The organism is Rhizobium sophoriradicis, assembly GCF_025200795.1.
GTDB classification, from domain to species: domain Bacteria; phylum Pseudomonadota; class Alphaproteobacteria; order Rhizobiales; family Rhizobiaceae; genus Rhizobium; species Rhizobium sophoriradicis.
Genome location: NZ_CP104152.1, coordinates 730,196 through 749,376, shown reverse-complemented (window position 1 = coordinate 749,376; position 19,181 = coordinate 730,196). Strand labels below are relative to the sequence as shown.

Here is a 19,181-nt window from a genome sequence, read left to right as displayed (position 1 = left end):
AAGTTCGGGCTACGGCATCATCGCCAAGCATCGCGACCGCCCCTACCGCAGTGGCCGCGCGGGCGCTGGCTGAAAATAAATGCGTCCAGAGCGAGAGCTTCATGATCGCCGGCCATGCCGGCCATGGTCCGCGCGCCCAGTATCGAAATTACCGACGAGCAATGGCATACCGGCGTGGACGTCTATCTGATGAACGTCCTCAGTTCAGGCGGCTCGTGACCTCCGACATGGCCCACAGATCCGGCGCGATCATCAACAGCTTCACCGCTTGCCGGCGACGGAAGAGCGCCGCGTAAATGTGCCGATGCCACGGCGCGAGGCAGCAAGTCGCTGGTCATAGAGCAAGTCCAAAACGTTTTGGCTTGACTGCCAAAACGTTTTGGACAATCGTTTCTTCGCTTCGGGAGGAAGAGCTTGGCCAATCTTAAACAACTCGCGCAATCCTTGGGGCTTTCGATCACCACTGTGTCGCGAGCTCTCGACGGTTATGCCGATGTGTCGGCCGTCACGCGCGAGCGAGTTCGCGAGGCTGCCGACAAGGTCGGCTACCGGCCGAATGCTTCGGCCCGCCGCCTCCGCAAGCAGCGCGCCGAACTGGTTGCCGTCACGCTGCCGAGCGATCCTGGTCATATCGGCCCTCCGCATTTCCTCGATATGTTGTCGGGCTGCGCCGAACATCTTGCTACTGCCGGCCTCAATCTGGTGATTGCGCCGGTACCGCGCGGCGAGAGCGAACTCGACATCTGCCGCCGCTTCGTCGATGGCCGCCGCGTCGATGCCATGCTTCTCGTTCGCACCCAGCGGAAGGACGAGCGCGTCGAATTCCTGCAGTCGCGCGGCATCCCCTTCGTCACCAACGGCCGCACAGAAAGCCTGATGCCCCATCCCTATATCGATGGCGACGGTTTTGCCGGCTTCCGGGACGCGACGTTGCGCTTCCATGCCGCCGGCCACCGCCGCATCGGCCATATCGCGGGCCCGCAGGAATATTACTTCGCACATGACCGCTGCCGCGGCTGGCGGGCGGCGATGGAGGAATGCGGCCTTGCGACCGATCTTTGCGCCGAGGGCGCGCCGCTGGAACAGGGCGGTTATCTCGCAGCACTCGAACTTCTGCGCCAACCGTCGCGTCCGACCGCACTCGTCTGCGCCACCGACGAAATGGCGATCGGGGCACTCCGCGCACTGCGCGAGGTCGATGGCGGCAACCAGATCAGCATTGTCGGCCACGACGACCTGCCGATGGGCGCCTTCACCAGCCCGCCGCTCTCGACCATGCGCATGACTGGCGAACACCTCGGCGCGAGCTTCGCCTCGCTGCTGCTGCGCGCCATTGGTGGCGAACCCGCCGAAGAACTCCAGGAGCTTCACGCGATCGAATTCGTCGATCGCGACAGCCATCGCCGTCCGCTTAGAGCGGCATAGGCAGCAGTGCATCTCAAACAAAGAACAATGAAGGAGGAGAAGATGAAACATATCATGTCATTTGGAATTCTGGCTTCCACCGTGCTGGCCTTCGCCTCGCCGGTGCTCGCCCAGACGGTTTTCGTGTCCACCCAGCTTCGCCCGATCGAGGAGGCGACCGTCGTGCGCGAGGAACTCCTGAAGGACGTCGGCCCGGTCGATTACGTGGTCGAAGAGCCGCCGCAGTTTGCCGTCCGCATGGAAGCCGAACGCCAGGCCGGCAAGCGCACCGTCAGCCTCGTCGGCGCGCTGCATGGCGAGCTTTCGCCGCTCGCCGACAAGGACACGCTCGAACCGCTCGACGACCTCGCCAAGAAGCTGGCGGCGAGTGGTATGCCGCAGTCGCTGCTCGACCTCGGCAAGCTCGGCAAGTCGACCCAGCAATATATCCCGTGGATGCAAGCGACCTATGTGATGGCTGCCAAGAAGGAGGCGCTGCAATACCTGCCGGCCGGCGCTGACGTAAACGCATTGAATTATGATCAGTTGATCGAGTGGGGCAAGAATATGCAGGAGGCGACCGGCCAGCCGCAGATCGGCTTTCCGGCCGGCCCGAAAGGGCTGATGGCGCGTTACTTCCAGGGCTATTTCTATCCGTCATTCACCGGAGGTGTCGTGCGCACCTTCCGGAGCGCCGACGCGGCTGCCGGCTGGGAGAAGTTGAAGGCGCTGTGGGCCTATGTGACACCGAACTCCACCAGCTACGACTTCATGCAGGAGCCGCTGGCTGCCGGCGAAGTCATGGTCGCCTGGGATCATATCGCCCGCCTGAAGAATGCCATTTCCGCCGCACCGGATGATTATGTCGTCTTCCCCGCCCCCGCCGGTCCGAAGGGTCGCGGCTACATGCCGGTGGTTGCCGGTCTCGCCATTCCGAAAGGCGCGCCCGACAAGGCCGGTGCAGAAAAAATCATCGAACACCTGTCCATGCCGGACACGCAGCTCCTGACCGCCTCCAAGGTCGGCTTCTTCCCGACCCTGAACGTCAAGCTGCCGCCGGATCTCGATGCCGGCGTCGCCCTGCTCGCCGGTGCGGTCACTGCCACCCAGGCTTCCAAGGACGCGGTCATCTCGCTGCTCCCGGTCGGTCTCGGTGACAAGGGCGGCGAGTTCAACAAAGTCTACATGGACAGTTTTCAGCGCATCGTGCTGCAGAACGAGCCCGTTGCAGACGTGCTGAAGGCCCAGGGCGCCACCATGGCCAAGCTGATGGCCGACACGAAGGCTGCCTGCTGGGCGCCCGATGCCAAGAGCGATGGCCCCTGCCCGGTTCAATAAATCCACGTAGCAAGCGTCCGGACAAACTGCCCGGACGCCCTTTCACCTCTCTGCTCGTCAAGGCCGGAGCCGATGACCAACAGCCGACCCTGGATCCCTTATCTGCTGATCCTACCATCCGTCGCCTTCCTGGCGCTGCTGTTCGTCGTGCCGCTGGTACAGACAATCTGGCTGGCGGTTTCGGACAATGGCGCGCCATCGCTCGCAAATGCCGAGCGCATGGTAACGGACATCAATTTCACCCGCTCGGTGAAGAACACCTTCCTGCTGACGATCGCGGTCGTACCGGTGCAGATCGCCATCGCGCTTGCCATGGGCACGATGGTCGCCAAGGTCGGCCGCGGACGCGAGACGATCCTGTGGATCTGGACGATCCCGCTCGGCATTTCCGACCTCGCCGCTGGTCTCGTCTGGTTGTCGATCCTGCAGAATACCGGCTATCTGAATTCGCTGCTCTTCGGCCTCGGCATCATCAGCAGGCAGGCAAGCTGGCTCTCCTACCAGACGCCGGTCGCGCTCTTCATCGCGATTGCGGTTGCTGAAATCTGGCGCGGCACGGCAATCGTCATGGTCATCATCGTCGCCGGTCTCAACCAGGTGCCGAAGGAATTCAAGGAAGCCGCCGAAATCTTCGGGGCTGGCCCGTGGACGCGCTTCTGGCGCATCACCCTGCCGCTGATCCGCCCCGCCCTGCAATCGGCGCTGATCCTGCGCACCGTGCTCGCCTTCGAGGTCTTTGCGGTGGTCTATGCGCTCGGCGGACGCAACTTCCCGGTTCTCGTCGGCGAGGCCTATAACTGGCAGAACCAGAACCAGAATTACAGCGTCGCCGCCGCCTACGCGGTACTGATCATGATCATCTCGCTTGCCGCCACGCTCATCTATCTGAAAGCCTTGAAGGTCGATCCGGAGCGCCTGCCATGACCGCGGATACCGTCAACACGAGCGCCGACACCCGCAACGCCGCCAGCTTCGTCTCCTCGCGGCGCTGGCTGCTGTGGAGTGGCATCGCAGCACTTTGCGCCTGGGTGCTGGTGCCGATCTATCTGGTCGCGCTCGGCGCACTCGGCGGCCGCCAGGGTGTTTATGTCTGGCCTAAGACGGGATTGCCGACTGGCCTGTCGCTGGATCCCTTCATTCTCTTCCTGAAGACCGAAGGCGTCGTCCAATCCTTTCTCAACTCGCTGGGGGCAGCCGGCATCACGGTGGCGCTTTCCATCCTGCTCGGCGCGCCGGCCGGTTACGCGCTCGCCCGCTACGATTTCCGCGGAAAGGACAGCTACCGCCTCCTGGTGTTGCTGACCCGCGCCTTTCCGCTGGCAATCCTGGCATTGCCGCTGACGGTCTCCTTCATCCGGCTCGGCCTCTACGACACAATCGTCGGCGTCGGCCTCATCCATACGGTCCTGGCGCTTCCGTTCGCGGCACTCGTCACGCAGGGCATTTTCCTCGGCGTGCCCAGAGAGTTGGAAGAAGCGGCCTGGGTGTTCGGCTGCACCCGCATCCAGGCCTTCTTCAAGGTGGTCGCGCCCCTGGCTTTGCCCGGCATCGTCGCGACAGCGGTCTTTGCCTTCGTCATCTCGTGGAACGAGGTCTTTGCCGCGTCGGTGCTGACGGTGCGCAACCGCACGCTGACCGCCTACCTGCTGACGGTGCTCTCGGAAAGCCCGATGCACTACCGCTTTGCCGGGGGCCTGATGCTCATCCTTCCCTCGGTTGTCTTCATCTTCGCGGTCAGGCGTTACCTCTTCGCGATCTGGGGCATTTCCTCCAAATAACGGGACCATCGACATGGCCAATATTGTCATCGACCGCATCCGCAAGAGTTTCGGAGCCTTCCAGGCGCTGAAAGAGGTCTCGCTGACGATCAACGACGGCGAATTCGTCTCGCTGCTCGGCCCGTCCGGCTGCGGCAAGACCACGCTGCTGCGGATCATCGCCGGCCTCGAGACCGCAACATCGGGCGATGTCCGCATCGGCGACAAGTCGGTGATCGGCTTGCCTCCTAAGGATCGTGGCCTTGCGATGGTCTTCCAGAACTACGCCGTCTTTCCGCATATGACTGTTTACGAGAACGTCGCCTTTGGGCTGCGGATGCAGAAGGTCGACGACGCACGCGTGAAGACGCAGGTCGAAAAGGCCGCCGGCCTGTTGCATATCGAACAGTATCTCGACCGCTACCCGAACAAGCTTTCCGGCGGCCAGCGCCAGCGCGTCGCGGTCGCTCGCGCCCTTGCCGTCGAACCGAAGGTTCTGTTGATGGACGAGCCGCTTTCGAACCTCGACGCGCTGCTCCGTCTCGAAATGCGCACCGAGCTCAAGACCGTGCTGCAATCGGCAGGCACCACGACGATCTATGTCACCCACGACCAGACGGAAGCGATGGGCCTTTCCGACCGCATCGCCGTCATGCATGGCGGCGTGGTCGAACAGGTCGGCCATCCGGTCGAGATCTACAATCACCCGGCAACACGTTTCGTCGGCGGTTTTATTGGCAATCCGCCGATGAACTTCATCAAGGTGCCGGTTGAGAACGGCCAGGTGGCGGTAGGCGACGAACGGCTCGTGGCGCCGCAGGAATCCGGCGATCAAATCGTCCTCGGCCTGCGCGGCGAGGCCGTCGAACTCGCGCCGCTGCCGCAGGGTCTCGAAATGCGGGTTCGCGTGGCCGAGCCGATGGGCTCGCATCTGCTGTTGACTGGGTCGATCCATGACCAGCCGGTCCGCGTCATCCTGCCGGCTTCGGAGACCGTGAAGAGCGGCGAGACCATCGGTCTGAAGCTCGACCAGAAGCGCATCACCTGGCTTTCGCCCGAAAGCGGCAAGTCCTTTCCGGCCGTCTTGGCCTGAGAATACTGGAGCATCGAAATGAACATGCATATCGACCAGGCGAAACGCATCCTCGCCCAGAACGATCGCGGCGGTTATACCGTACCGACCGACCGGCTTTATCCCTTTCAATGGAACTGGGATTCGGCGTTCGTCGCCATGGGATTCGCGCTCTACGATACCGATCGCGCCTATCGCGAGCTGGAACGGCTGGTCGAGGGCCAGTGGGCGGACGGGATGATCCCGCATATCGTCTTCCACGCGCCAAGCGAAACCTATTTCCCTGGACCGGATGTCTGGCACACGAAACACGCGATCCCGACCTCCGGCATAACCCAGCCGCCGGTCTTCGCGATCGCATTGCGCAAGCTGCATGAAGCCGCCGGCAAGGGGGCCGAAGCCCGTACCCTGCCGCTCTACGAAGCGGCGCTGAAATGGCACCGCTGGTGGTATTCCGCCCGCGATCCCGATGGCACCGGGCTCGTCGCGCTCCTGCATCCCTGGGAAAGCGGCAGCGACAATTCTCCCGCCTGGGACATCGCGCTCGCTCGTGTACCCACGACCACAGATACCCTTGTCGTGCGCAAGGATACCGGCCATGTCAATGCCGACATGCGTCCGCGCGACGAGGATTACCGCCGCTTCATTCATCTGGTCGATACCTATGCCGCCTGCGGCTGGGATCCGGCGAAACAATGGGAGAAGGCGTCCTTCAAGGTCGCCGAGATCCAGACGACCGCCATTCTGCTCAAGGCCGGCGAAGATCTGGAACACCTTGCCAGCCTTTTCGATCGGACCGAGGAGGCGATCGAGATCGCTGCCTTCAACGACCGCACCCGCAAGGCGCTAATGGCCCAGTGGCGGCCGGAGCTTGCCCGCTTCGTCTCTCGAGACCTGATCTCCGGCGAAGATGTCGAAGCCGCCACGCAAGCCGGCTTCATCCCCCTCCTCTCGCTGGACCTCGACAAGCAGGTTGCCGACGCCTTGGTCTCGGAAATGAAAGCCTGGTCCAAGGATCTCAAGGTCGCCTTCCCGACGACCAAACCCGGCATAGCCAGTTGGGAGCCCAAGCGCTACTGGCGCGGCCCCGCCTGGGCGATCATCAACTGGCTGCTGATCGACGGACTGAAGCGCAATGGCCACACGGCTGTCGCCGAAGAGCTGCGGAAATCCACCCTCGCCGCGATCGAGACGGAAGGTTTCGCCGAATATTTCGACCCGGTCACCGGCCAAGGCTGCGGCGGCCTCGGCTTTTCCTGGACGGCTGCGTCCTATCTGTGGCTTGAGCGACACGTCAGCGTCGCCTGTGCCTGACTTGCAATCCGGACGGTCGGCATATAAATTATCCCAATGCTTGATCGTTCATCCCAGTCTCCGACGCAAATTCCTACGGACGCACTCAGCGAAATTCTTCGGGACTTTCGCCTGAGTGGGGTCAACTACGGCCGCTGCGAGCTGCGTCATCCATGGAGCATCGCCTTTGCGCAGCAACCGCTGCTTCGCTTTCATTTCGTCAGTGAGGGGCCGTGCTGGATCCATACCGAAGCTCAAGGGTGGCAGGAGTTGCAAGGCGGCGATCTGGTGTTGTTGCCACAAGGTGTCGAACACCGACTGGCCAGCAAGCCCGATGTTGTCGGGGACTCGCTCAAGAGCTGCCAGGTCACCAAGCTGGGCGGCAATGTCTGCGACGTGGTGCAGGAAGGAACAGGAGCGACGAGCACCTTGTTCTGCGGTTCCATGGCTTTGGGGGCGAATGCCCTCAACCCGTTGATCGCTCTGATGCCACCGATCATCAAGGGTTGTGACGTTGCCGGCAATGATCCGATCGTCGGCCCCCTCCTCGCCGCCATGACGGCAGAGGCGTCGCAGCCCCAGCTAGGCAGCGCCACGGTCTTGTCACGCATGGCTGATGTCCTCGTCGCGCGGCTTATTCGCTGCTGGGTCAATTGCAGCGGCGCCTCCACCAGCGGCTGGCTCGCAGCGATCCGTGATCCTCATATCGGTCGTGCGCTGGCAGCCATGCACCGAGATCCCGGCCATGACTGGACGCTCGAGACCCTTGCCGGCGTGGCAGGTCAATCGCGCTCGATCTTCGCGGAACGCTTCAGCGCCATCTTGGGGGAAGGCGCGGCACGCTATCTCGCCCGACTGCGCATGCAGCTTGCACGAGAGCTGCTCGGTCAAAACATGTCGGTTGCCGCGGTCGCTTCGCAACTGGGCTATGAATCCGAAGCTTCTTTCGCTCGCGCCTTCAAGCGCATCACCAGCGTCTCTCCTGGCGTTGTGCGCCGCACCATTTCCGGACGAACGGATATGGAATTCGGACTTTAGGACACATATCATCCTGAAAGACTGCGTTATTAAGACCTCCAACACTTGGAGGTACTTCAATGACGGACACAACATCACAGCTTGACGGCCCCGCGATCGGCGTCGATTCTGCCGTTCCGAGTCCATGGAGCCCAACAACCTGGTTTGCCGTTATTTCAATGGCAGCCACAAGCTTTGCGCTCGTCTCAGCTGAATTTCTGCCGGCAGGTCTGTTGACGCCAATGGCGCGCGACCTTGGCGTCAGCGAGGGAACCGCCGGTCAGGTTGTCACCGCCACCGCGTCTGTTGGCGCGGTGACGGCCTTGTTGAGCAATGTTCTCATCGGCAAACTGAACCGGAAGACTGTCCTGGTTGGCCTAAGCGCCTTGGCGATCGGCTCCAATCTCCTGGCCGCGCTCGCGACGGATTTTTGGCTATTGTTGTTGGGCCGGGCCGGGCTTGGCGTCGCGCTCAGTGGTTTCTGGGCGCTTTCGGTTGCCGTCGTGGCGAGATTGGTTGGCACCAATGCGACAGGTCGGGGTATGGCTATCGTCACCCTCGGTGTCTCTCTTGCCACCATAGCTGCACCATCCATGGGTGCCTTGATCAGCGACTGGATCGGCTGGCGTGCCGCCACGGCCATGACCGCAGGGCTTGCAGCGATTGCGATGCTGCTGCAGATACTCAGCTTGCCGACGCTGCCCGCAAGCACAAGCAATAGTCTTTCCGACGTCTTCCGGCTGACGAAACGGCGCACTGTTCAACTCGGAATGCTTGCCATCCTCTTGCTGATGACGGGACATTTTGCCGGTTCGGTCTATGTGCGACCCTTCCTCGAACAAGTGACGCTCCTTGGCACCGGCCCGATTGCCCTGGCGCTCCTCGGGTTTGGCATCGCCTCTGTGATCGGCAATGTCGCCGGCGGTCGATTGGCAGACGCCAATATCCACACGGCGCTCGCTGTCACCGGCGTATTGATGGCGTTTTCGGCGCTTGCTCTCGTACTCTGGGGTGCACAGAGCGGCATCGCGTTTGCCCTGGTGACACTTTGGGGCTTCGCTTTCGGGATGGCTCCGGTGGTACTGCCCACCAACCTGTCCCGGGGCGCAGCAGACGCCTTGGAGGCTGCCGGCAGCCTGATGGTCGTTTCGTTCCAGGTCGCCATCAGCATAGGTGCGCTGTTCGGCGGCTATGTGGTCGATCACTTCGGTGCCTCAGCGCCATTGGCATTTACAGCCGTCTTGGCGGCATCGACTATCGTACTGGCCTTGCTTCAGCCCCGCAGCTGACTCTTGGAGCTCCGGCCAAGGTGAGCAGATCATCGCTATCACGCGACTAGGGGCCCTCGGCAAAGGGCCCCGCATTGCCACGATCTATCGGATCGAACTGAAGCTCAACCGGACCTCGCAACATCGGGCGAGCCTCAAGCGACGAACCGGCCTGGATCGCGCCAAGCGGCTCGAAGCCGTAGCGCCGACGAGCACCTGGTTCCAGTTCAGCACATGGCTCCAGTTCATCGTCGACGGGCGAAAGCAGCTCTTTCTTTCCAAGCTGAGGTAGTCCGGACAACGCGGAGTAGAGGTACTGTGCCTTGGCCGTTGGACCACAGCCCCAAGCTGTCATCAACAACATTTGAACGTCTGTCAGAATTGCAAAAAGTGTGCATAATAGACAAATGAGAACAATCAGTTGTTGATACTGGTCGCGAAAAGGTTGGGAGCCCTCCTCTTCAACTGAGCAGACCATCAGGAAATGCAGGGAGAATTCGACTACAATCCAGGGAGGAAGAACAATGAACAAAAAGGCAGTATCGCGTCGAGAGTTGCTGGGAGCATCTACCCTCGTTGGAGCAACCGCAGTTGGGGCTCTTGCCGCCCCAGCCGTGCTGGCCCAGGCACCCACCGTCATTAAAATGCAAACATCCTGGCCCGCGTCGGACATCTGGATGGATTTTGCCCGCCTGTACGTCGAACGGGTCGAACGAATGTCCGGCGGACGCCTGAAGTTCGAACTCATGCCTGCCGGTACGGTCGTCGGCGCGTTTCAGGTGCTCGACGGCGTCAACGATGGCGTGATCGACGCAGCCCACACCGTTCCGGTCTATTGGTACGGAAAGCACAAGGCAGCTTCCCTCTTCGGTACCGGGCCGGTCTTTGGCGGCAGCGCAACCACCATGCTCGGATGGTTCCATCAAGGTGGCGGCAAGGATCTCTACCGAGAACTCACCCAGGACATCATGGGGCTGAACGTTTACGGCTTCTATGGCTTCCCGATGCCCGCGCAGCCGTTCGGCTGGTTCAAGAACCCGGTCGCGACCGTGAACGACATCAACGGCCTCAAATATCGTACGGTCGGGCTCGCCGCCGATCTCATGCAGAACATGGGCATGAGCGTCGCTCAACTTCCGGGCGGCGAGATCGTGCCGGCAATGGAGCGCGGTGTCATCGACGCTTTCGAGTTCAACAATCCCTCCTCTGACATACGGTTTGGTTCGCAGGATGTCGCGAAGAACTACGTGCTGTCGTCCTACCATCAAGCGAGCGAATCTTTCGAGTTCCTCTTCAACAAGGATGTGTTTGACGACCTTCCCGAAGATCTGCAGGCGATCCTGGAATATGGCGTGGAGGCAGCAAGCACGGCGATAACAGCGTCCGCGATGGACAACTATTCAAGCGACCTTCAAAAACTCCAGGCCGAACATGGCGTGACCGTGCACCGCACTCCAAAGGAAATTCTGGATGCGCAACTGAAGGCCTGGGATGCGATCATCCCGACGCTTGAAGCGGATGCGTTCATGAAGAAGGTGCTCGACAGTCAGCGGCAGTGGGTGGAGAGGGTCGTCTACTACGAATTGATGAACTCCGCCGATCTCGCACTCGCCTATGAGCACTATTTCCCCGGAAAATTGAACCTCGGAAAATAGATGGTGAAGGCCCGGTATTTCCGGGCCTCGTCCCTCATCGAGGTTAGGGAGGCGCTTGCATGCTCCGTTACATTGCATTCGCCGACGAATTGTCGGCGTGGTTCGGCAAGGTGTTCGCGTGGGGGATACTCATCATGGCCTTCGGCGTCGGCTATGAGGTTGTTGCACGCTACCTCTTTCGCGCGCCGACCCCCTGGGCCTTCGATCTGAGCTACATGCTCTATGGAACGATCTTCATGATGGCGGGAGCCTATACCCTCTCGCGTGATGGCCATGTGCGCGGCGACTTCATCTACCGGCTCTGGAAACCGCGCACGCAGGCCAGGCTGGAACTGGTGTTGTACTTCCTCTTTTTCTTTCCCGGTATAACCGCGCTTGTGTTCTCGGGCTGGAAATATGCCGCACGCAGTTGGCGCTACCTGGAGGTCAGTTCCAACAGTCCCGCCGGCGTGCCGATCTTCCAGTTCAAGGCTGTGATCGTCGCCGCCGGCATTCTCCTGTTCCTGCAGGGCGTGGCGCAGGTCTTCCGCTGCATTCTCTGCATAAGGACGGGCGAATGGCCGAAGCAGGCCGAAGATGTCGAAGAACTGGAAAAGGTACTACTGGAAACAAAAAGCCTGGACGTGCTCAAGACCGAGGACGAGGGTTTCCTTCCATCGCGGGAACTTGACGCTGGACGTGAACCACGGGATCGGGACACATGACGGATGCACATATCGCCGTCGGGATGCTCCTCATCCTGATCCTCGCCATCTTCCTCGGCTTCCCGGTGGCGTTCACCTTGATGGCGCTGGGTGTCGGCTTCGGATATTATGCCTATTTCGATGCCGGCCGCATGTGGCGCGGCTATGACCGCGCGCTCGAATCCGGCGGCGATACGTTTACACTGGCGCAGACCTGGATCGGCGGTTTCTTCAACAACCGGATCTTCGATCTGTTCGTCAATCAGACCTACTCGGTCATCCAGAACGACGTGCTGACGGCTATCCCGCTGTTCCTGTTCATGGGCTACATCGTCGAGCGAGCCAACATCGTCGATCGGCTGTTCTCGACGCTATTCAGCGTCACGCGCCGGGTGCCCGGCTCGATGGCGGTCGCGGCCCTCGTCACCTGCACACTCTTTGCCACGGCAACCGGCATCGTCGGGGCCGTGGTGACGTTGATGGGACTGCTCGCCCTGCCAGCGATGCTGAAGGCAAAGTATGACGTGCGCTACGCGACGGGCGTGATCTGCGCGGGCGGCACGCTCGGGATCCTGATCCCGCCTTCCATCCTGCTGATCGTCTATGCGGCCACCTCCGGGATTTCGGTCGTCCGATTGTATGCGGCGGCAATCCTGCCAGGCTTCGCCCTGGCGGGGCTTTATCTCATCTATGTCGTGGTGCGAGCAATGCTGCAGCCGCAACTGGCGCCGCGGCCAACGAAAGAAGATGTGGGCGAGCACACGCCGGTCCAACTCGCCTGGATGATGCTTACATCCTTCGCGCCGCTCGCCTTTCTGATCCTTGCGGTGCTGGGTGCCATTCTCTTTGGCCTGGCAACGCCGTCGGAGGCCGCCGCAATCGGCGCATTGGGGGGACTGGCGCTTGCTGCGGCCTATCGGGCGCTGACCTGGCAGCGACTGAAGGAGTCGGTGTATCTGACGGCGCGAACGACCGCGATGGTCTGCTGGTTGTTCGTCGGCTCGGCGACCTTCGCATCGGTATTCGCCTATCTCGGCGGCCAACAGTTCATCAGTGACTTCGTGACCGGCCTGGACATGTCGCCGCTGATGTTCCTGATCCTGGCCCAGATCATCATCTTCATTCTCGGCTGGCCTCTGGAATGGACTGAAATCATCGTCATCTTCATCCCGATCTTCATTCCGCTGCTGCCGCATTTCGGGATCGATCCGCTGTTCTTCGGTATCCTCGTGGCAATCAACCTGCAGACGGCCTTCCTATCACCACCCATGGCGATGTCGGCATACTACTTGAAGGGGGTCTCGCCTCGGCATGTCAAACTGGCCGACATCTTCCGCGGCATGATGCCGTATATGTTTATCGTCATTTTCTGCATGGTGGTCATCTATCTGTTCCCGGGCATCGTCTACATGCTGCCAAATCTACTCTATGGAGGACAGAGATGACGCAGTGTCTGGCCCATTCCGAAAGGATAGACCGATGAACAGAAGCCGGTTTTTTGCAATATTTCCATTCGTGACGCTTGTCGCGTTCTGCGCGGTCATCCTGGCGTTTGTTCCACGGTTCGATTTGGCCGCTGCACTGCTGATCGGGATTGTCCCTGCGGGGTACGACATCTGGGATCAGCTCTTTCGGCGACGCCCGTCGAAATCGTCTGGATAGACTGCAATCGTTCAACCGCCGCCCTTTCGTGACGGTAATCCACTGCAAAAAGCCCGTTCGTCCATCGACCTACGGGCTCTTGGCTTGGAAATTGATCACCCGTGGCCTCTCCCTGTGAAAGCGAGAGGCACCGTCGTTACGCGAACTCCGGTTAACTCGCATCGAGAAGGTGTCGGGGCGCGACGTCCGCGATGAGCCCAGCAGTTCGCTGCAGCCCCCGCTGGCTCGGCCGCCTTTTCAAGATGTCGGCGGCCTGCGTCGTTTAATAGCTTATGACCTTGTCGCACTCTGCAATCAATTGCACCAACTTGTTGGGGTTGCCCGGTGTAGCACCCCGCAACACGATGTCATCGGGAGCAATGTTGCGGACCTTGGCCGACATCCCCGAATAGTAGATCTCGGTTGTGGTGGCGGCATTGATCGCCTCGAAGTGATCGGAAAGCCTTCCGCTGCCGAGTCCTTCCACGCTTGCTGCACTCTTTGCGGTGAGGAGATGCACACCATCGCCGGCGACAAACAGAACCAGTTGCTGGCTCTCCTCGATGACAGCTCTAGCGACGAAGAATGCAAGAGCAGCCTTTGTCGGGTCGCTCGGCCCTACGGTCACATGCACGAGTATCTTTGCCATCATCACCCTCCCTGGAAATGGGCGAAAGCCACCATATCACCCCGATTAAAGTTTCCGGAGATGATTTCGTCGATCTTCGCCTTCGTGGCCTCATCCGCTGTCACATCTCCGGCAGGCCGGCCTTTCGGAAGCCGTCGACGAAGTGGTCTCGTACAGCTGCATCGCGCAGCGGCTGGGAGCTGAGCCAATGGCCGATGGTGAAATGAGGGTGGGAGATCAGAAACAATTCTGCTTCTCGCCGCGCCTCCTCGCTGTGGCCCAACTGGGCAAGCGCAGCAGCCAGGAATTTGCGTGAGTTGGTACGATAGGTTTCTTTCCTGCGGAGCGTAGCGGTTGCCGCCTCATAGTCACGCGCCGCATACTGCGCCTGCCCAAGATGACAAAGATACCAGCAGGTTGGATGGGGATTGAGCCGCAGGGCTTTTTCGATTTGCGCCAGTCCGTCGGCAACCCTGCCGTCCAGCACGGACATGTCCGACATGGCCGCCCAGGTGTCGGCGTGGTTGGGGTCCAGCTCCAGGGCCTTGGCGAAGGCGGCATCCGATTCCTCCCATCGCCGCTCATAAGCCAAAATGGTACCCAGGACGTAACGGCAGCCGGCATCGTTGGGATCCAAGTCTACCGCCTTCTGCGCTGATGTCACCGCCATCCGACGGTTAGGATCTTCGGGCTCGCCGAAATGAGTCCAGGCAAGCCAACGGTTATAGGCGAGCAGACCGAGCGCCTCGGCATATGATGGATCAAGCTTAACCGCGCGTTGGAGCAGCATATAGGCCTCACGCTCGGTTTGCGGCGACTCTTCCGTCAGGAGGCGGGCGCGCACACACAGATCGTAGGCCTCAAAGTTCTTCGGCCGATTGCGCGGCGCGGGGATGGTCAGCCGGCCGACGAGGGCTTCAACGATCTTGGCGTTGACTTCATCTTGTAACTCGAAAACATCTTCCACCGTCCTGTCGAACCGTTCGGCCCACAGGTGCTGGCCTCCAAGCGCATCGACCAATTGGGCATTGATGCGGACACGGCCCATTGCGCGTCTGGCGCTCCCCTCCAGGACGTAGCGGACGCCGAGTTCCTGGGCGACCAGCCGTACATCGACCGGCTTGCCCTTGTAGCCGTACACGGAATTGCGGGCGATGACGAACAGGCCAGCCGTACGGGAAAGGTCGGTGATCAGGTCTTCGGTCAAGCCGTCGACGAAAGACGCGTCCGCTTCATCCCCACTCATATTCGTGAACGGCAGTACAGCGAGCGAGGGAGATTCGGGCAGCGGCAATATGCTCTGCAGCGCATCCGGCCAATGCCACACGTGAACCGGGCGAGTAAGGTTCTTCAGGTAGCGTTCGCCTGCATCAAAGAACCGGTCGTCGATCTTGCCGACGATCTCGCCGTGAACGCTGCCTGAAATGCAGATACCTCCCGGTGCGGCCTGCGTCTCGAGGCGCGCCGCGACATTGACGCCGTCGCCGAGGATGTCTGAACCATCGTCGATGACATCTCCCAGATTGACGCCGATACGCAAAAGCAGGCGCCGGTCTCCGGAAGCCTCGACAGCAGTGGTGGTCTGTTGCATTTCCAACGCTGCAGCGACCGCGTCCACCGCGCTAGCGAATTCGATCAGGAATCCGTCGCCCATGACCTTAAAGATGCGACCGTTATGGCGCATCACAGCCGGCTCGATGACGCCAGAACGGAGTTCCCTGAGGTTATCAAGCGTTGCCGCTTCATCAGCCTCCATCAGGCGTGAATATCCCACCACATCGGCAACGACGATGGCGGCAAGGCGACGCTGAAGAAATCGATCCGTCATGTGAGGACAAGCCCAACGACCGGGGGTCCATAAGTTATTGCTCAAATACGGGTCAGTCAACAAGTGGCAAGAGGTCGGACCGTTCGTTAAAACCGTTTCCAACTTCCGCGCCGCGAGCTGGAAACCGTTTCCAAATTGTTGGAAACCAGACAGCAAAAAACCCACTCACATTCGCGAATTATGCAATAATATCAAGAGGTTTTTGTGGGTGATGTAGGGCTCGAAACTACGACCCGCTGATTGAGAGTAATCAAAAAATTTCGAACGGCCTGCGACGCAAGGATTTCGGTTTCCAATGGCATTCGTAAAAACCGCGAAAACCCACCGAGAACATATGGCGAATTGGAAACCGATTTCAGGGATTAAAAACAACGCGGCTGCCGTCCTCTCGATGGCTGCGTAGCCGACTTGGGCACTCCTTTCAAACTGATCATCATAACATCGCGCTCCGCCTCTTCCACTCGTTCCCTGGCAGCTTTTTTATGAGGCTCTGAAGCCCTTTCGTCTTTCTCGATTTCTTCTAGATGCTTTCTTGCCTGGCTAAGAGCCCGCCGAGCGAAATTGTATTCCAAACTGTTAAGCGCGAAAGTTACAACAGCCGCATATGCTCCCGTTATCAAAATGGAGACCGCGGGAACAAGATAGAGCAGCAGGCTCTTTAGACTTGGATCGTCTATCCAGCCGTTGATCAGATACACAAGTATGCCGCCGCTACCGCCGCCGGCAGCTATATCGCTTGCCGATAGCTTGGAACTCTGCACTCCAGCTTGCAGCCGCCTAGGAGCCATTGGCACCTCCGGCAAGCTTCCGATTTTCGCTCTTTAGCCGCGCAACCTCATCTCGCAGCAGTTTGATCTCGGCTTCCTTAACGCCCAGCTCGTCTTCCAGTTCTTTCACGAAGGTGTCGAGAGACTTCCTGATGTCGAGAAGTTCGTCGCGGCTGGAATCGATTTGACGCTGGGCATCTCGATGCCTCTCGATTGAATCAACCGTGAGGGCGTCCAGCTTTGATTGCACCATTTCAGATTTAGATGCTGCCTGCCGATATTGCCTGATCGCGCTGTAAACGGAGTATGTTACGGCACCAAGAGATGCCCACAGAATGGCATCTGGCAGAAGTGACAAAATATCCAAGGTTAGCTATCCGCGCTCGACTCCAGCTTGTATATCAGAAGTAGCGTCCACAGCAATTGTCTTTCAAAGATCTTTGGACGCACCGGTGTTAGCAATTGCAAACACCGGGGCATCGTCTTGATCCTCCCGCAGCCTCTTAAATGACGCATGCCGAAGCTTCCCGTCATGCTGAAGGGCGCCGCCGGGACTATTGATTACCTTATGGAATTTTATAAGCTGCCGCTCATTTGTTAGGACGCTCCAAAGGGCATCCGGCATGAGGAGCATCCGATGATCCACGAATTGCGCATCTATACATGTCTACCGGAGAGGCTGCCGGCACTGCAACAGCGTTTCGAGACCGCGACGCTGGCGATCTGGGAACGCCTCGGCATCCGCTCACTCGGCTTCTGGACGACGATGGTCGGTTCTTCCAGCAACGATCTGACCTACCTGATCGAATGGCGGTCGCTGGCGGAGCGCGAGCAGAAATGGGCCGAGTTCATCGCCGATCCAGAGTGGCAGGAAGCGAAGGCGAAGAGCGAGGCGGATGGGCCGATCGTCGCCAACATCGTCAGTTCGCTACTGAAGCCGACACGCTTCTACCGCGGCTTCTCCAACCCGTCGGAATAACGGTTACCGCCGGCGGAGACCCCATGACCGTGCCCGACACCGCCGCCCTCCTTGAAGACGCCGCCGGTCGCATCGCCGACATTTCCCGGGCAGATCTGCAGATCATGCGGCGCCGCGCCGCGCTGCTGTTGCGGAACTCCGAAGACGACATTGAAGAAGCTCTTCGGGATCTGTCCGGCGAGTTCGGCAAGACGCGCAACGATACCGTCAGGCTGATCGTCCCGGAGTGGATGGAGAACAACACCTATCTGCCGGTGCATAATCTTGATGAAGACGGCGACGTAGATGGCACGGCTTGAGCGGTCCGGGTTCAGTCAGTCCGTGAGGGAATAAAATGGCTGCTGAAGCTCGTTTTTGGGTCCTGCCGTTCTGCCTTGTCGGAGGCGTGTGTGCTTGGAGCTGGTATTGGTATATCAGGTCTTTCATTTTCTATTATAGAAATGGCTTCGATTTCAGCGAAGATTTCGGCCCTAAAATTTCGGAATTCCCAGACGACGAACGCTTTACGGCGAAACCTAAAGAGAAGTTCTTGGTAGCGTGGCCTGTTTTCGTAATTGTTACCACTGCCAATTTGATCCCAATTACTTTGGCTTTGCTGGGAATTATCAAGCCTAGCCACAATTGAGAGCCTAAGTGGCGCTGGACGAATTATTCTAGTTCATTAACGCTTGCATTATCAGCTGCATCGCGCAGCCCCTTATATGACGGGTGGCGCAGCTTGCCGTCATGCGTCAAGCCTCCGTATTGGATCTCGGCGACCAGCTTAGGCTTTATCCAGATCAGGTTCTTGCGCCCACCGGAATATTTGACGGCCGGTTTGGTCGCCTTGATCTTGTCCATCGTTGCGCGAAGCCTCATTGCCTCGTCTGCCTTAAAGCCCGTTCCTACAGATCCGACGTAAACCAGCTCTCCACCCTTTCGAGCAGCCAGCAGAAGCGCTCCGATATTCCCGAACGCCGCGCTTGAGCGCTGATAGCCGACGATTGCGAAACCATCGCTCTGAATGCATTTAATCTTCAGCCACTCGCCGCCACGGCCGCTGCGATAGGTGCTGTTGCGGTCCTTCGCGATGATGCCCTCAAGTCCATGCTCGCAGGCGGTGAGCAGGAGCACGTCTCCATCCGCCTCGATTTCCTCTGACAACCGAATGGCATCCTCGCCGCCGGCAGGCACCAGCCCCTCGAGGAGGTGGCGCCGGGCGGTGAGTTCCGTTCCGGTCAGATCACGGCCGTCAAAATAGAGGACGTCGAACGCCATCATGACCGCTTCCCGCGACACCCTATTCCCGCCGCGGCCGCCGAGCGACTGCTGAAGCCTGCCGAAGTCCGACCGGCCCTGCTCGTCGAACACGACGGCTTCGCCATCTAATATCGCCGTCGCGACAGGAAGGCGCTTTGCAGCCGCCAGGATTGCGGGAAAGCGGGCCGTCCAGTCGTGCCCACCCCGCGTCACGATCCGCACTCCAGACGGTTCGATGTGCACCGCCAGACGGTAACCATCCCATTTCACCTCGAAAGCCCACTGCCTGCCTTTCGGCGGCTTCGGCTTGAGGAGAGCGAGGCAGGGATCGATGCGCGCCGGCATTGGATCGAGAGTAAGTTGAGGCTGGGCCGGATCACGCTTCTTCCGCGGCCGGCTGCGGATCGGCGCTTCGGCTTCACCGAGCAGCGGCTTGGAAGACTTGCTGGGCGGCTTTGTCATGCCACCATCCCATCAGCAATGCCTTAAAAAGCAATTGCCTAATACGTGTTATTGACTTCGACTAAGACGACAAGCGGCGGCGGCGATCGACCTTTTCTGTCAATCGGAGCGAGTTCGTGGATTCCAGAAAGCTGCCGCTTAGCACAACAG

Annotated in this window: 20 protein-coding genes and 1 pseudogene; 15 read left to right on the top strand and 6 right to left on the bottom strand. The window is 59.9% G+C overall.

What is annotated here, in order from left to right:
* Nucleotides 1-13 precede the first annotated feature (13 nt).
* The 9 genes and pseudogenes from N2597_RS33690 to N2597_RS03565 form a co-directional block, all read left to right on the top strand.
* A pseudogene (locus tag N2597_RS33690) lies at nt 14-116 on the top strand (non-homologous end-joining DNA ligase); the annotation flags it as partial.
* 298 nt (nt 117-414) lie between these two features.
* Complete coding sequence (locus N2597_RS03600) at nt 415-1,425, top strand: LacI family DNA-binding transcriptional regulator (RefSeq protein WP_183598884.1); 1,011 nt, start codon at nt 415-417, stop codon at nt 1,423-1,425.
* 42 nt (nt 1,426-1,467) lie between these two features.
* A complete protein-coding gene (locus N2597_RS03595) occupies nt 1,468-2,742 on the top strand; it encodes an ABC transporter substrate-binding protein (RefSeq protein ID WP_183598882.1) in 1,275 nt (424 codons plus the stop codon).
* A 72-nt stretch (nt 2,743-2,814) separates the two neighbouring features.
* Nucleotides 2,815-3,666, top strand: a complete 852-nt coding sequence (locus tag N2597_RS03590; protein WP_039618440.1) for a carbohydrate ABC transporter permease — start codon at nt 2,815-2,817, stop codon at nt 3,664-3,666.
* Complete coding sequence (locus N2597_RS03585; protein ID WP_038687489.1) at nt 3,663-4,520, top strand: carbohydrate ABC transporter permease; 858 nt, start codon at nt 3,663-3,665, stop codon at nt 4,518-4,520. The genes N2597_RS03590 and N2597_RS03585 overlap by 4 nt, the downstream gene beginning before the upstream one ends.
* Nucleotides 4,521-4,533: 13 nt before the next feature.
* Complete coding sequence (locus tag N2597_RS03580) at nt 4,534-5,592, top strand: ABC transporter ATP-binding protein (RefSeq protein WP_096763945.1); 1,059 nt, start codon at nt 4,534-4,536, stop codon at nt 5,590-5,592.
* Between the two features lie 18 nt (nt 5,593-5,610).
* Nucleotides 5,611-6,885 carry an MGH1-like glycoside hydrolase domain-containing protein gene (locus N2597_RS03575; protein ID WP_183598880.1) on the top strand — a complete coding sequence of 425 codons (1,275 nt, stop codon included), beginning with the start codon at nt 5,611-5,613 and terminating at the stop codon, nt 6,883-6,885.
* A 36-nt stretch (nt 6,886-6,921) separates the two neighbouring features.
* Nucleotides 6,922-7,902, top strand: coding sequence for an AraC family transcriptional regulator (locus tag N2597_RS03570; RefSeq protein WP_183598878.1), 981 nt, complete (start codon nt 6,922-6,924; stop codon nt 7,900-7,902).
* 59 nt (nt 7,903-7,961) lie between these two features.
* A complete protein-coding gene (locus tag N2597_RS03565; RefSeq protein WP_183598876.1) occupies nt 7,962-9,170 on the top strand; it encodes an MFS transporter in 1,209 nt (402 codons plus the stop codon).
* A gap of 46 nt (nt 9,171-9,216) precedes the next feature.
* On the opposite strand, the gene N2597_RS03560 is transcribed toward N2597_RS03565, so the two are convergent.
* Complete coding sequence (locus tag N2597_RS03560; RefSeq protein ID WP_225881428.1) at nt 9,217-9,681, bottom strand: hypothetical protein; 465 nt, start codon at nt 9,679-9,681, stop codon at nt 9,217-9,219.
* Here N2597_RS03560 and N2597_RS03555 point away from each other — a divergent pair.
* Genes N2597_RS03555 through N2597_RS03545 form a run of 3 tightly spaced genes read left to right on the top strand, consistent with a single transcriptional unit; the run spans nt 9,674 to nt 12,932 of the window.
* Nucleotides 9,674-10,804, top strand: a complete 1,131-nt coding sequence (locus tag N2597_RS03555; RefSeq protein WP_089152685.1) for a TRAP transporter substrate-binding protein — start codon at nt 9,674-9,676, stop codon at nt 10,802-10,804. The two genes, N2597_RS03560 and N2597_RS03555, sit on opposite strands and share 8 nt — an antisense overlap.
* A gap of 59 nt (nt 10,805-10,863) precedes the next feature.
* On the top strand, nt 10,864-11,508 hold the full coding sequence (locus tag N2597_RS03550) for a TRAP transporter small permease subunit (protein ID WP_086156119.1): 645 nt from the start codon (nt 10,864-10,866) through the stop codon (nt 11,506-11,508).
* Nucleotides 11,505-12,932: a TRAP transporter large permease gene (locus N2597_RS03545; RefSeq protein ID WP_086156118.1), complete on the top strand. Its 1,428-nt coding sequence runs from the start codon at nt 11,505-11,507 to the stop codon at nt 12,930-12,932. The genes N2597_RS03550 and N2597_RS03545 overlap by 4 nt, the downstream gene beginning before the upstream one ends.
* A 479-nt stretch (nt 12,933-13,411) precedes the next feature.
* Here N2597_RS03545 and N2597_RS03540 read toward each other — a convergent pair whose 3' ends face one another.
* The 4 genes from N2597_RS03540 to N2597_RS03525 all read right to left on the bottom strand — a co-directional run bounded on the left by N2597_RS03540 (nt 13,412) and on the right by N2597_RS03525 (nt 16,718).
* Nucleotides 13,412-13,777, bottom strand: a complete 366-nt coding sequence (locus N2597_RS03540; RefSeq protein WP_106797317.1) for a DsrE family protein — start codon at nt 13,775-13,777, stop codon at nt 13,412-13,414.
* A 100-nt stretch (nt 13,778-13,877) separates the two neighbouring features.
* Nucleotides 13,878-15,584 carry an adenylate/guanylate cyclase domain-containing protein gene (locus N2597_RS03535; RefSeq protein WP_183598874.1) on the bottom strand — a complete coding sequence of 569 codons (1,707 nt, stop codon included), beginning with the start codon at nt 15,582-15,584 and terminating at the stop codon, nt 13,878-13,880.
* Between the two features lie 362 nt (nt 15,585-15,946).
* Nucleotides 15,947-16,372 (bottom strand): hypothetical protein, encoded by a 426-nt coding sequence (locus N2597_RS03530; RefSeq protein ID WP_183598872.1) that lies wholly within the window; start codon nt 16,370-16,372, stop codon nt 15,947-15,949.
* A complete protein-coding gene (locus N2597_RS03525; RefSeq protein ID WP_183598870.1) occupies nt 16,362-16,718 on the bottom strand; it encodes a hypothetical protein in 357 nt (118 codons plus the stop codon). The genes N2597_RS03530 and N2597_RS03525 overlap by 11 nt, the downstream gene beginning before the upstream one ends.
* Nucleotides 16,719-16,988: 270 nt before the next feature.
* Between N2597_RS03525 and N2597_RS03520 the strand changes: the two genes are divergently transcribed.
* From N2597_RS03520 to N2597_RS03510, 3 genes are read left to right on the top strand one after another with little or no spacing between them, the layout of a single operon-like run.
* Nucleotides 16,989-17,330 (top strand): NIPSNAP family protein, encoded by a 342-nt coding sequence (locus tag N2597_RS03520; RefSeq protein ID WP_097608304.1) that lies wholly within the window; start codon nt 16,989-16,991, stop codon nt 17,328-17,330.
* Between the two features lie 23 nt (nt 17,331-17,353).
* Nucleotides 17,354-17,629, top strand: a complete 276-nt coding sequence (locus tag N2597_RS03515; RefSeq protein ID WP_183598868.1) for a CopG family transcriptional regulator — start codon at nt 17,354-17,356, stop codon at nt 17,627-17,629.
* Between the two features lie 35 nt (nt 17,630-17,664).
* Entirely contained in the window at nt 17,665-17,955 is a 291-nt protein-coding gene (locus N2597_RS03510; RefSeq protein WP_183598867.1) for a hypothetical protein, read from the top strand.
* Nucleotides 17,956-17,978: 23 nt separating this feature from the next.
* Here the strand turns inward: N2597_RS03510 and ligD are convergent, their stop codons facing one another.
* Nucleotides 17,979-19,031, bottom strand: a complete 1,053-nt coding sequence (gene ligD / locus N2597_RS03505) for a non-homologous end-joining DNA ligase (RefSeq protein WP_096763936.1) — start codon at nt 19,029-19,031, stop codon at nt 17,979-17,981.
* Between the last annotated feature and the right edge of the window lie 150 nt (nt 19,032-19,181).